15 protein-coding genes are annotated in these 13,221 nt (G+C 56.9%); 12 read left to right on the plus strand and 3 right to left on the minus strand.

Annotated elements, in window-relative coordinates; genetic code table 11:
• The first annotated feature begins 38 nt into the window (after window positions 1-38).
• From CJ014_RS00795 to CJ014_RS00850, 11 genes are all read left to right on the plus strand, one after another.
• The gene (locus CJ014_RS00795; protein ID WP_100078618.1) at window positions 39-1,034 is read left to right on the plus strand and encodes a major capsid protein; all 996 of its coding nucleotides are present in this window, start codon (window positions 39-41) and stop codon (window positions 1,032-1,034) included.
• 95 nt (window positions 1,035-1,129) lie between these two features.
• Entirely contained in the window at window positions 1,130-1,438 is a 309-nt protein-coding gene (locus tag CJ014_RS00800) for a hypothetical protein (protein ID WP_100078619.1), read from the plus strand.
• Window positions 1,439-1,440: 2 nt separating this feature from the next.
• On the plus strand, window positions 1,441-2,718 hold the full coding sequence (locus tag CJ014_RS00805; RefSeq protein ID WP_100078620.1) for a hypothetical protein: 1,278 nt from the start codon (window positions 1,441-1,443) through the stop codon (window positions 2,716-2,718).
• 12 nt (window positions 2,719-2,730) lie between these two features.
• Window positions 2,731-2,922, plus strand: coding sequence for a hypothetical protein (locus CJ014_RS00810; protein ID WP_100078621.1), 192 nt, complete (start codon window positions 2,731-2,733; stop codon window positions 2,920-2,922).
• Window positions 2,919-3,266: a head-tail joining protein gene (locus tag CJ014_RS00815; RefSeq protein ID WP_100078622.1), complete on the plus strand. Its 348-nt coding sequence runs from the start codon at window positions 2,919-2,921 to the stop codon at window positions 3,264-3,266. The genes CJ014_RS00810 and CJ014_RS00815 overlap by 4 nt, the downstream gene beginning before the upstream one ends.
• A complete protein-coding gene (locus CJ014_RS00820; RefSeq protein WP_100078623.1) occupies window positions 3,266-3,721 on the plus strand; it encodes a hypothetical protein in 456 nt (151 codons plus the stop codon). Before CJ014_RS00815 ends, CJ014_RS00820 begins: the two co-directional genes overlap by 1 nt.
• Window positions 3,722-3,747: 26 nt before the next feature.
• Entirely contained in the window at window positions 3,748-4,554 is an 807-nt protein-coding gene (locus tag CJ014_RS00825) for a hypothetical protein (RefSeq protein ID WP_100078624.1), read from the plus strand.
• Between the two features lie 120 nt (window positions 4,555-4,674).
• Window positions 4,675-5,178 carry a hypothetical protein gene (locus CJ014_RS00830; RefSeq protein ID WP_100078625.1) on the plus strand — a complete coding sequence of 168 codons (504 nt, stop codon included), beginning with the start codon at window positions 4,675-4,677 and terminating at the stop codon, window positions 5,176-5,178.
• A 217-nt stretch (window positions 5,179-5,395) separates the two neighbouring features.
• Window positions 5,396-7,816, plus strand: coding sequence for a hypothetical protein (locus CJ014_RS00840; protein WP_100078627.1), 2,421 nt, complete (start codon window positions 5,396-5,398; stop codon window positions 7,814-7,816).
• A complete protein-coding gene (locus CJ014_RS00845) occupies window positions 7,816-8,364 on the plus strand; it encodes a hypothetical protein (protein WP_100078628.1) in 549 nt (182 codons plus the stop codon). The genes CJ014_RS00840 and CJ014_RS00845 overlap by 1 nt, the downstream gene beginning before the upstream one ends.
• Window positions 8,361-10,136, plus strand: a complete 1,776-nt coding sequence (locus tag CJ014_RS00850) for a carbohydrate-binding protein (protein ID WP_100078629.1) — start codon at window positions 8,361-8,363, stop codon at window positions 10,134-10,136. Before CJ014_RS00845 ends, CJ014_RS00850 begins: the two co-directional genes overlap by 4 nt.
• A 193-nt stretch (window positions 10,137-10,329) precedes the next feature.
• Here the strand turns inward: CJ014_RS00850 and CJ014_RS00860 are convergent, their stop codons facing one another.
• The 3 genes from CJ014_RS00860 to CJ014_RS00870 all read right to left on the minus strand — a co-directional run bounded on the left by CJ014_RS00860 (window position 10,330) and on the right by CJ014_RS00870 (window position 12,767).
• Window positions 10,330-11,511, minus strand: a complete 1,182-nt coding sequence (locus CJ014_RS00860) for a hypothetical protein (protein WP_100078631.1) — start codon at window positions 11,509-11,511, stop codon at window positions 10,330-10,332.
• Window position 11,512: 1 nt separating this feature from the next.
• Window positions 11,513-12,352 (minus strand): hypothetical protein, encoded by an 840-nt coding sequence (locus CJ014_RS27450; protein WP_133121785.1) that lies wholly within the window; start codon window positions 12,350-12,352, stop codon window positions 11,513-11,515.
• A gap of 112 nt (window positions 12,353-12,464) precedes the next feature.
• Complete coding sequence (locus CJ014_RS00870) at window positions 12,465-12,767, minus strand: hypothetical protein (protein ID WP_100078633.1); 303 nt, start codon at window positions 12,765-12,767, stop codon at window positions 12,465-12,467.
• Window positions 12,768-12,851: 84 nt separating this feature from the next.
• Here CJ014_RS00870 and CJ014_RS27455 point away from each other — a divergent pair, with 84 nt between their 5' ends.
• Window positions 12,852-13,118, plus strand: a complete 267-nt coding sequence (locus CJ014_RS27455) for a hypothetical protein (protein ID WP_133121786.1) — start codon at window positions 12,852-12,854, stop codon at window positions 13,116-13,118.
• Window positions 13,119-13,221: the final 103 nt, after the last annotated feature.

A 13,221-nucleotide genomic window follows, 5' to 3' on the forward strand; every position in this document is an offset into this window, starting at 1 on the left:
CATCCGCGAAAGCGGAAATAGAACAGAGAGGGAACAAAATGACCGCTTTCGCAGACATCGTCAAGGATCCTGCATTCAGCTTGATGGAGCGCACGAACTCCATCATTGACACGCAGTACGTTCCGCACGAGATCAGCGACTGGCTGAACTGGGATACCGACGGTATTCCGTTTCGGTCAGTGTCGATCGAAGAGCAGAACGGTAGCATCAGCCTGATCGAAACGCAGCCGCTCAAGGCCCCGGCTCCGAAGATCGAGGGAGACAGCAGGGTAATCAGAACGCTGAACATTCCCAGGTACCCGGTCGAGGTGTCGGTTGACGCCGCCGAAGTTGATGGCGTCCGGAAAGTCGGGTCTGACAACGAGGTTGAATACGTTGTCGACCGCCTGAAGGCCAAGGAGCTGAAGGCTCGCAAGTCGCATGATGCGACGCTTGAGTTCGCTCGTGCCGGCGCTGTGAGCGGACTCATCCGCGATAAGAACGGGGCCACGATCTACGATCTCTACAGCGAGCTCGGAGTTGCGCGCATCGACCGCACGATCGATTTCAGCAATTCGGCGACTGATATCGTCGATGAGCTGTCCGACATCAGAGCGCAGGCCGAAGACGAACTCGGCGGCTATCTGATAAACGGGTGGATTTGGCTGCAGAGCGGTACCGTCAATAAGAAGACGACAACCCACAATTCAGTCCGCGAATCCTTTAAGTATTTCCAGACTTCGTTCGCGGCATCTGACAAGACAAAGGGTTTTACGATCTGTGACGACATCCAGGTTCGGAACTATCGTAAGGGCAAGTTGAACGGTCAGTCGTTCATTGACGAAGGAGACTCTTTCTTGCTTCCTCTTGTCGATGACTTCTATCACACGAGGTTTGCTCCGAGTCTTTCGTTCCCGAACACTCCGGGCCTCCCGCTGTACGTGATCCCCGGTGGCGTCGACAAATACGGCCAGGTCTTCGACGAACTCGTCGAAAGCCATCACATCTCGTGGATCTCTCGCCCCCGCGCGATCATCCGCATCCGCGCCGCCTGATCTCTCCACCTCCAGTCCACGGCGTCGCACCCGATGCCGTGGACTTCCTGACCCAGCCATACTGAAACCATTTCCCGACCCGGAGCAAGCCGCTAATGAGAAACGTCAGAACAGCAATCGCGGCAAACGGTTCGCTCCCCGCCGCCCCGCTTCCGGATCACGGCGACGTCGCAAACATCGCGGTCACCTCCGCCGCAGCGACGACGCACACGGTCGGATCGGACACGCAGCTGATCGTCCTACATCCGGATTGCGCGATCTACGTCGCAGTTGGCACGGAAGTCGACGCCGAAGACATGGACCTCGCCGCGAACTCATATGCCGCCTACGCCGTCAAACCCGGCTCGACGATCGCGTTGAGAGCGGTCACTGGCGCCGGCAATGTCAAAATCATGGAGGCCTGAGCATGACGATAGGTCTCGTTCCTAGCCTGCCGTCGAGCGCGAGCGCGCCAGTCCCAACGGGTCATGAACTCGCGACGGCTGATGTCGTGATCAATGCTGCTGACTACCCAACACTCAAAGAAGCGTTCGCCGCCGCGGCCGAGTGGCGGGGCTATATGAACGGCTTCATGTGTCGTCTCAATCTCGAAGCGACGACCTACACCGAGGCCGACCGCGTCGACTTTCAAGCCGGATTCTTTCCCGAACTTGCGATCAACGGCGTCGTTGAACGGGACCCGGCGCTTGCCGCAGTCGTCATAGCGAAAGTCGGTGTGACGATTTCGCGCGACACAGCGGCCGAGGTCGGACTTCCAGAGTACGGACGCAACCGAGTGTTCGACGTCAAAATCGCGTTCAAGGACGACGCCGAGAACACTCTCGATTTCTCGAACTACTACACTGTCGGATCGCGTGTGACGCTCCGCGCTCCGTCGCTATCAATCCTGAACACGAGCCTGCCGCTTCACGCGCTAGTCGTCGCTCCGGGTGTAGTTCACGCAGTCGATGCGACCGGGGTAACTATCCGACATCTCGTCGATCAGTATATCGGCGAACAGATCATGACGTCTCCGGCGGTAGCTATTCCTTTTTCTGTCGAAGACGAGGTCATGGGTCCGCCTCCATCTTTGAACAAATGGTTCACGGTCTTCGACAACACGAGTGCCGAGAATTTCTACTCTGCGGCTCCGTGCGTTCGAATACACTCGGGATCAATCTACGGTATAGGCGGAGTTTGGTTCGATTTGAATCTAGACGAGACTACGACGAACGGAAGACCTGCTTTCGAATTCAATGACATAACATTCAAGGCATACGGAGATTTTCCACTCGTTGCGTATTCGTCTGGAGAATACGGCGCGAGTATAATGCACCCGATGCGCCTTCATCGTGTATATGCCGATCAAATCGATGTTATGCTTGAGAATATCACCGGCGCATATGTTACCGGCGCGTCTGATCTCGCGATTAGCATCAGCGGACTCTACAAGTCTTACGCTGTAGAGACGGATTCGTTTATACGAAATCTTAGCGGCATCGCGTTCGGCAACGACGGTGTGCTCGGTAATGGACCTGCGGTCATTCTCGTGAACGGCCAGATCTCCGGCAACAACGGCAATGCTGGAACCGCGAATGACATGGCACGGATATTCGCGATACCGCGACATGACGGCGTCGCGATGTCGTCGTGGCCCGCCGTCGGCGTCCCGGCTGCCACTGGTGCCGCGTTCTACAGTTACTGAATGGAGGGACGAATGCGGATCGTCATTGTCAAAGACGGCACGATAAAAATCGCGCACTTCGCCTCGCAAGAAGCCGAAGTCTTGCAGCTCTATGCGGACTGCGAAATCGGCCGCTACTCTGGCGTCGCAAAGCCTGGCTCCGAAATCGATCCCTCGAAGTACACGAAGCTCCGCGATCCGCTTATGCCCGGAGCGGCATCGTGACCGCGCGCATTTTCCGTAGCATCTCTCGAATTCAGGAACGTGCCTTCGGCGAGCCAGTCGTCTGGACTCGTCACGACCGCCCCACCGAACCCAACACGATTTCGGCGATTTTCAATCGTGACAGCGAACAGATCGACGCATCGGGATTCCGAGTAGTCGAGTACAATCCGACAATCCGAGTTCGGGAATCCGTTGCTCGGCAGTATGCGGCGGACCGCGAGGCAGATCATTTGTTCGAACGCGGCGATAAAATACTCGCCGAGAACGCGCTCTACACAATCGAATCTTGCAGCCGTCGGGATTACGGTATGTTCGAGGTGCAATTGATTGTGGAGCAGGCGTAATGGCTCATGCGCGGACACAGGTTCAGGATGCAGTGATTGCTCGGCTCAAGGCTGAGGTTCAGGCGCTGAACGGTGTGTTCGGAATGGGCAGATCGGCCCGAGCATTCGACAAGAGGGACCTGCCGGTTGGCCTCGTCGCTGTCGGCGACACGATCACGAACATCAGCTCAAGCATTCCGCGGAAGCAACGGCGAGATCTGTCAGTGCAGGTTCATTTGCTCGGCTCTGGCGACGACACGAACATCGACAACGTGCTGAACGATATTTCGGTTGACGTCGAACGCGCGCTCGCAAACGAGGCCGACGTTATCGGATTCCGCGTGCTGTCGTGGCAGCACCAAGGCGGCACGCCTGGAACGTATGAATCCGCTGAGGCTGTCTACGCGAGGTTGACGCTGATTTGGACGATGAGCGTCCTGACGACCGAGGGCAAACCGGACGAACTCGCTGCGTGAACATAACGCGAACAAAGGAGATCTAGATGACAGCTACTACCGCCGTATTCACCCCGCCGCCGATCGAGCAGTTTTTCTCTCAGCGTGGGCAGCTGTTGATTTCGTCCGCCGACGGATCGCGCCTGCACGTACTCGCCGAGGTCGAGAACCTTACGTCGACGCCGACGTACAACGAGGTCGACATCAATTCGAAATCGTTCCCGACCACGAAGCTCGTGAGCACGATCGTGATGTCGACCTCGCTGGCGCTCAAGGCCACCGTCACGTCGCTCAACAAGACGACGTTGGCATTGCTCGCGGGCGCGGCATCGACCGAAAACACTATGCTTCAGACTGCGGTCGCATCGACGACCGTTGCGTTTTCCGACGTCGCGGTTGGTGATATTTTCGACCTCGGCCACGCAAAGGTAACGGTTACATCGATCACGGACGGCGAGGTCGCCCCGGTCGAGTACGTTTCTGGGACGCATTATCGGCTCGACGCCCCGACCGGAAAGCTGGAGATCATTGCTCTGCCCGCCGGCGCTGGCGACGACATATCGGTCACGTTCACCGCCGCCGCGATCACCGAAGCCGACGGCCTGCTAGAACTCGGACCGCTGTCCGGAACCGGTATTCGTCGTAAGTTGGTCTACCGCGAACTCGGTGCCATCGGTCCGTTCAATCTCGAAGCCACGTTCTGGGATGTGCAGCTGAGAGCGGATGGCGACTGGAGCATGATCGGCGAAGACAACGCGGTCGGGCAGATCTCGCTGTCCGGCAAGGTCTTCGCGACGTCTGGGCACCCGGCAGGCCAGGAATACGGTCGAATCCGCACCATCGCGAAATCCTAAAGAAGACCAATGTGATAGCGGCTCATCTGGCAGCCGCTATCACTTATCGGACATTAGAACGCATTTCGCGATGCAGGGTGACCGAGATGACGCCGAGAAACAGAAACGACGGGGGAGCTAATGGCGAAAAACGATATCCGAAATGACGCGCTGGCGTTCGTCCGGTCCTTCTCGAAGGAACCGCTCGTCGTCGAAATCGACGGCCGGACGATAGAGCTTTTGCAGCCGTCACTCTCTCGTGCGCTCAGACTGATCGGCAAGTTCCCGGCCTCGGCAGAGTTCGTCGCGAGCGCATCGATCGGCATGCCGTCGGATGGAATGACGGACGCGCAGTGGCGCGAGATGACGGGGCAGTTGTGGCTCAAAGCGATCGTCGAGGAGGGTCCTCGTGTCGCATTCGCTTGGCTCGCTGAGTGCCTCGGCCACGGCGGCGATGAAGAGTTTGAATCCGAACTCGAAGCCATGCGCGAAGACGTCCAGGCTGCTCTGTTCGCGAAGTCGATCGAAGCTTCTCCGGAGGCGACCAGAGCTTTTTTCGGCGCCTGCGTCGGGAGTCTCGGACTGCCGGCGCGAAAGGAAACGGTGCCAGCATCGGCCGACGGAACGGACGGCCTAGCCGCGTAAGCGAGGCTAACGCGGCTTTCTGGGCATTGGCCAGGATCGCCGATACGGCACTCAGTTTGGAACCCAGATATCCCGATGTTTTTGACTGGCCCATTTATCGAGTGATCGCAGCGGCAGAGACGGTTCAGGAGGACAGGCGGAACGAGATACGGGGTCAGGCCGTCGCCGTGAGCGTCGGATTCAGCGGAGATAAGAAGGCGTTCGAGGGGATCTAGTGATGGCGACGAAGGCGACAGTTCCGGAGATCGAAACGAGGTTCGTACTCTCGGGGCTCGATGACTCGCTGCGCCAGATGTCCGCGTTTTCGAGCAAAGTGAAGGGCGAGTTCGGCAGCATCGAGAAAGCTGCTGCGGTGAACGTCAAGCCATTGTCTGGCCTCGGAAACGCTCTCGCTGGAATACAGAGTCTGGGTTCGAAGGCATCGTCGTCATGGCGGAAATTTGGATCCGACGTCTCGGCGTCGATCAAGCCCATTCACGATGGGATGGGGAAACTCGGGAACTCTATTGTCACCGTCGGGAATCGATTGTCTGTTGTAAAGTCTGGATTTTCGACGATGGCCGTCGGGGCGACGAGAGCTATCGGCGGTATCGGATTAGCGGTCACCGGTCTCGTTGGAACGCTCGCCGGCGCGGGCGTCGCGGCTGCGAAGATATCGCTCGGTTTCGCAGATAAAGTGGATGACCTCGGCGACAAAGCGAGCGCGATCGGTTTCGAGCCGGTCGAGCTTCAGGGTTTAGATCTGCTTGCGAGCCAAGGCGGTCTAGAAACTGATGCACTTGTTCAAGGCATCGCACTAGTTTCAACTTCGGCGAAGCAACTCTATGACGGATTCAATCAGCAAGATAAAAAGCTTGCTGAAACGCTGGAAGAGAAGGCATACGAGTTTAACAAAGCGAAAGCTGAATTACTGCAGGCTCAGTCGAACCCGTCGAGCACATCTAGCGATCAGATGAAAGATGCATTCGATCGCATGAAGAATGCTGAAGCGGAGTTTGATGAGGTCCGCAAGAGCTCCTACAACGCGTCCAAAGATGCGCTGGCGCAGTTGTACGCAGTCGACAAGAGCAAACTCAATGCGGACGAGCTGCATCAGCTAACTGTCCGCACGCACGAGTATCAAGACGCGCTGTCTGCTCTTGAGACATCTGCCGGTCCCGCCGGCTCAGCGCTGCTCAAACTGCATGATCAGTATGGTTTGAATCTAGAGCAAGTGTCGAAAGGCGCTCCAGAAGCGCTGAAAGAAATACTTCGAGTATTTCCGCAGATCACAGACGCAACTGAGCGCCTACAGCTCGCAATGGACCTGTTCGGCACGAAGCCTGGCCGGAAGTTTGTTGGTGTACTGCAAGGAGGCATCGGCGGATTCGACGCCGCGCTTGCGAAAGTCAAAGCGCTCGGAGCCGACATTCAGGACGTCGATGCCGAAATAGCTGACACCTGGGATGCGACCAACCACGAGCTGACGCTCGCAATGGACGGCATTCGCCGAACTATATCTCGCTCGATCACACCGGAAATAACAAATGCCGTCAATTCGTTGAACCAGTTCATGGTGCGGAACAATCAGTCGATCTCGGCATACTTTGTCGCCGCGTTCGAGCGCTTGAAGACATTCGCAGAGGATGTCGTCGGTCTATTTCAAGGTCAGCGCACAGGTTTCCAGACGCAGTTTCTCGACGCAATCGTCAACAAGCTGGCCGCCGCGTGGGCGTTCGCAAAGAATCTGGCCGTGGAGATCGGAAAAGCATGGGACGGGAAGTCCGATCTGGCGTGGCTGAATCTGTTAGTCAGTAGGCTCCAGGAAGCTGGGCGTTTTGCGGAAGAGTTCGCTCGCGTGATGACCGGACAAGGCGCAGCCGTGGAGTTTCCCTGGCTCAACGACATGCCGGAAAAAGCGCAGAGGTTCATCGACTCGCTCGGCAAGATCGTCGAAGCAATCGGCGGCATCATCACAGTCGCCGGCGACTTGTTGCGCGCTGTCGGCGACGTGTTCGGTGTCGACCCGATGACTCTCGGAATCGGAATCGGACTGCTGAAATTGTCCGGATTGCTCGGCACTTTGACCGCCGGATTCAGCTTGCTCGGGTCGGTCGCAAAAGTTGGCCTCGGCGTCGCCGGAGCGGAACTCGCTGTTGCCGGATCGGCAGCCGGCACCGCCGCCACTGGCGCCGCGTCGCTTGGTGCTGGTGCTACGGCGGCAGGAGTGCTCGGCAAGCTCGGCGGCGCTGGTGCTCTACTCAGTCGTCTCGCGATCGCTCCAGCTCTTGTCTACGGCGGCTGGAAACTTGGCGAGTACGGCGGCGACGCACTCGGCCACTGGCTATATGACCCCATGGTCGACAAAGCCATCGACGACACTAGAGCTGTCGGCGACGAAAGCCTCGCGCAGTACCGCCCGAAAATGAACTCCCGTCCAGATCTGGACGCTTGGTATCAGTCGCAAGCCGACGCGGCACGCATGTTCCAAGGTTATCAAGCGAACGCCAACGCGCTCGTTCCGACCGAGACCGTGAACATCAACCTGACCGCGCCAGACGGCAAGACCGCAACGCTGAAAGCGTCGAAAGCCGATGCGAATTCAACGATCGGTATACTCACCGGAGCGCTAAGCGGCCGTACTGCAGGAGCATTCTGATGGCTCAGATCGGCGACATCAAATTCCAGGCGGGCGCTTACGGCGGACTGTCAGAAACGCTCTCGCAAATCGAAGCCGGCGAACTCGCTCCAACCGTGAACGGCAGGCAGGTGTTCTTAGGCGACGACACAGGATCATTCCATAAATACCGCTACAGCGTGTCAGGCGATGTCGTCAGATTCCCGGCCGGGTTGACCAGGCTTTGGGTCGGCGATCTCGTGGCCCCGGTCGTTCCAGACGACATCGTTCTGATCGAACTCGTAGCCGCCGGCGAGACGAGCATTCGGCTTGAGCGCGTTCCGGATTCAGGCTCGCTCATCATCTACGCAGCAGCCGACGCCGCAATGACGCCGATCGTAACCGGATGGACTCGTGTCGGCCGCGACATCACGCTCGCCGCTCCGGCAACCGAGGATCTCGTCGTGGAGTACGTCCCAGTTTTCCAAAAAATGAGGGTCGAAACCGCGCCGTCACTATCGGCCAGCCGGACGAGGACGACGAGGTCGTGGTCGTTGACGTTGATCGAAACGACCGAGGACGACACATGATCTACATCGCGCCGCTCTCATCCTGGAACACCGCATTCGACGCTACGGCACATGCTGTCGAGGCATTCCTGGCGTTCGGCTACAGCATCGTCGAGACCGTGGGAGAATACCCGCGCGTCGAGGTGACTGTCCGCTCGGTCACGGCGGCGTCGATCGCGTCTCGGCTCAATAGCTATTACGTGATCTCGGAGAAATCCTCCGACGATCCTGCTCCGATCGAACTCGCTCGCGGTGTCGTCAGGTTGCTGCCGACAGAGCTTGGCGAAGACAAGATGGTGGTTGCTTTGGACTGCGTGCCTCCGAGCGTCGACGAAGTCAAAGACGCTTACGCGAACACGCATCTCCGCACGGACGACGAATGGTATGATCCGCTGACGCTGCCTGAAGGCGCTGAAGACGATGCCGACCAGGCATTGCTAGGGAAATCGGCGGACTGGTATTGGGATCGCCGTACGCTCACGCTCTCAACGACGCCGCTCGTGCCGTCGAATCCGATCGATATGAGCGATCATGTTCTAGCGAGCACGCTGTCGGTCCGTGTCGGCGAGCTGCCGTACGATCGGTATGTGATGCAAGCGACGGTCGGCTGGACGCAGATTGCGAAAGGAAGCCAAGAGCTGCCTGTCGGGTCGCAAGTGCTCGGAATTCCAACATATACCTGGCAAGATTTCCAACAGAGCTTCCCGAAAGCTGGCGCGCAGATCGGCGACAACACAGGATGGTCGGTAGCCGAAGCCTACTGCACGGACGGCGGCGTCTATCAGACGCACGAGTTCAGCGTTTCTACGCCCGACGTCCCGCCCGGGTCGACGGTCGTTGCCCAGGCCAGGCTTCTGAACTGCTTGATCCGGCTGGCATATGATTACGAGCAGCCGCGTGAAGAGACCGCATTTCTCTATCTCGATCCCGACGGCCAGAAGATCGTCGCGGACGGCAAGCACGTCGTAAGCGAGATCATCAGGCTGCGCACGCCCACCATCGACACGTCGACTCCAGAATGGACCGCGATCGACGACGAGACGTTCGAGCCGAGGCACTACGCAGTCGGAAGCGAGGTGCAGTACAACGGGAGAACATACCGTTGCATCACGGCTCACGACGCCGACTATGATCTCGGATTTCAGCGCGAATTCTGGGTTGCGATCTCGACGAAAGCTCCGCTTCGCAAAGGCGCATACAGCTATTTCGATTCCGCTCGCGGTCGCCGCACGCTCGCGCATTTGTACCTGCGCGGCGTCGAGACGATTCTCCGGGCGTACCGTTGTTATGAAGTCAGTTTCGAATGCTCGTGGAAAGTTGCGCGCGATCTCACTGTCGATAAATCTGTCAGCCTCGGCAGCATGCGCGGACTACCTGCCGGCGGCGTCGTCGGCAAGGTGACGGGCGTCGAATTGACAGCGGACGGTCCTTCTCGGAAAGCAAAAATCACGCTCGGAGTGTTCGCAGGACGCGGAGTGGCCGGGAAGCCGAATTCAGGCACGGACGTCGATGCTGATGGCGCGACGTTCGATATGTCCGGCCGTGTGTATTCAGCGCCGGTGATTGTTGAAAACCTGCCGTTCGTCGCAATGGAACTCACGTCGCTCAATGAAGCCGGGGAGCAGTACGCGATCATGTGGGCCGCCGACGATCCGAAATCAGCGCTCGAAATGAATCCGACGCAAGCGACGATCACGGTGCCGGTGCTTCAAGAGCAAGATCTGCTGCGGCGCGGATTGACCGCAAATCTGGTTGTCCCTGTTCCCAAGGGGGGAGTATTCGCAAATGAGTGACTCAGGCCAGAAACTGCGGAACGCAATCCGGACCGTTGCGAAAACCGACACGAAAACCGTGGTCTCATACACGCTCGTTGCTCGCGGCAGGCGTGGCGATGTGACGACGAACTCGATTACGGCAGGCAGCGCTGGCAAAGTCGACGCAAGCTATGCGTTCATAAGCTCGACGGCGACGGCGCCGACGAGCTGACTACTCACCGAGTTCGGCAGGGGTTAACTCGACAAGTTTCTTGTCGAATGGCAAACCTGCTAATGGTCCGTCTGCTCTACAAAATGACTTGTCTCCTCCATCAAGACTATCGACGCCACCTCGCTCAATTTTGCTTCCCAGTTCGAAATCGTCAAAAAACAGCCCGACGCATTTCGGGACGACTTTCGTCGATTTCGGCTTCTGGCCATCAGGAACCGGGATACTCACGACGCATGACTGGTACATGCCTTCGCCCGCATACTCGACCGGCACGACCGCAGCGAGAGTCATCGGCAGTATTCGAGTGCCATCCGAGGTCGGCGTGAAATGAAAAGTTGACCGCAACTTATTGTCTTTTAGCCACGTGGAAAACTTCGAGAACTCTTCTATTTGTCCGTAACTTCTTAGCAGCTCGTTATTAACGCAGATGTTGATCGCAGTTTTGCCGTCCACTATATATGCTGTGTCAGCCGAGGAAAAGAATGTAAATCTACTTTGGACTGTCGCGTTAAGCAAAAATGCCCTTCCGACCGTATCGATCATGTAAAGCGCGTCGTTCGTCGGCTGCATCAAGAGCTGCGACACTTCCAAAGGAAGACCAAGCTTTTTCGATCTTTCGAAGAAGCCATGTTCAATGAAGAACGCTTGGTGGAAATAGTCCATTACCTCTTTATCAGAATAGTTCCTATCATCTAGGATCGGAAACGGCGCGTGGAAACCGAGCTTTGCCTTGGGATCTATGGAGCGCCGAAGAAAGGTTTGGTCTTCAACGCCCGGTACGGAACCGCCAAGGAAAATAATCGCACAAGCCGAATAGCATACAGAGTTCCTGTCAACGTAGGTGGAAATCGTTCGGCTATCTTCCTTCATCCAGTCAAGAATATCGATGGCCTCCATGTAATCGCCACCGTTGCTGTTCAAACTTATGTATTTCAGAGACTTTTCGCCGCTTTCATTGACATTGCAGGACGATTTCTTAGCGCTCGTAACAGAGTCCGCTTCTGCAAATGCATCTTTAATCTTCTGGAAGTCGCCTTTTACGATGTCTCCATCAAGCGAAACATGAGACACGATGCAGTTTTTGCCGTATTCAGGCGCTGCTTTTGTCTCAAATGTGACGTTTGCAGCGTGTGCTTGACAGGCAGCCGAAAGCATCATCAGCGCAGACAGTATGAGCCGCATTTCAAACCTCGACGGAATTGTTTCGTTTCATCGCATCGACGCCTTCTGCCGCGGCGTTCGCGCCCATGACGGCCTGATGCCCCTCGATCGGCATCGAAAACGGCAGATCGTGATACGCTGCCGGCTGGAGCGTCGCGTCGACGCCGAGATGATATGCGATGCCGGCGGACAAGCCCGTCGACGCCGCGGCGACCAGCGCATTCCCGCGCGACACCAGAACGTCCCAGATCGGATCGCGATCTTCCGGCAATTTATCGGCGATCGTGCAGACCAGATCTATAAACCCGAGACACAGTGTCTCAACGACGAGGCCACTCAGTATGGAATGCGTGAGTAGCGAGCGGTGATGTCCGATTCCGAGTTGAAAATCGAGGTCGGGGATTCCGCCATTTCCGTCCAGTCCGCCGGATCCGGTCAAGAATCCGAAGGTCAACATCATGAGTTGAGGCGCGGTCTCTGCCGGATTGCGGTAGAGCGCAGTCGCTATCGTCGCCGTCGATCTCCCGATGCGAGATGCGACCGACATCGACCTGTGCATAGCGAGAGCGGACCGATCTCGGACGTGACTTCGAACGTCTTTCGCCCGGATCGCAGTTACAGCTAGACGAGCTTCTTCGACCGAGAACGTGCCGACGGCCGCAATCAATGACGAGAGATTTCGCACCCGGCGGACGCCGCAAAATACACACCGTCGCCCAAGCCGGACGCCCCATCTCGCGTAGACCCGCCTGTCGGTCTTCCGCAGCGCCTCAACGAGTTCGCTCTGTAGTCGCAATGCACGTAATCGCCCAGGCGACATCGTCGATATCGCCACTGGATTCAACTCTGCTTCGATGTCCATTTCCCGCCCCGAAGTACCTCAGCACAAACTATGCGTGCGCGGTGACGGCGGCAACACGAATCCAGCGAGTCCGCGTTTGTCGCAATACGACGGGCAGTTTGAAGAGCCAGCCTTAATCTAAACCGTACATTTTCCTGACGGCCTCGTTAACAGCCCCCGAAATGCGCATAAGCATTTGGTCGTCGAGAGCCCTAATGGCTTCAGTCTCCACAAAATTTAGACCTAGCCTCTCAGGAAGAGTGTCGACCTCCTCTGCTATTATATGCATCATTTCATCGAGCGCCTCTTCCACATACTCAGGCCTAACGAATTCCTCGGTGAATTCCGTCATATCTGGCTTTTTCCCAGCCAGTGCGGCCCCGAATTTCTCGAAAAGCATTGCTTTCGTCTTTTCTCTCGACATCACACTAGTCATTGCGATCATCCCCAATCTTGAATCTTGCGCCGCCGACAACACACCATTGCTCTGACAACAGATTTTGCCTGCCGGAGCCGAGGAATGCCGAACGATGTATCATTAACTGAGCTTGCGGTCAGCATAGCCGAAATCAAATCGAACGTCGCATACATGAAGGAAAAGCTCGACAAAGCTGAGTATAAAGCCGATGCGGTTGAACCGCGGTTGCGAGACATTGAGACAAAGATACTCGTAAGTGAAAGCCGCTCATCACTGCTGAAAGCGCTATCAAATCCATTCGTTAATATCGGTACAAGCGTCTTCGCTGCAGTATCCGCAGTTTATTTTAAAGCAAGACTCGGATTCTAAATGCCGCCGTTTACGCGCTCCCGTAAACAGATTTTGCGAAAATTCTCGAACGATATCAATATTTTATCGCCGCTGAAATCTTGCATAATTTCCGCCGGTGAAA

It is taken from the genome of Pleomorphomonas carboxyditropha, from assembly GCF_002770725.1.
Taxonomy (GTDB): domain Bacteria; phylum Pseudomonadota; class Alphaproteobacteria; order Rhizobiales; family Pleomorphomonadaceae; genus Pleomorphomonas; species Pleomorphomonas carboxyditropha.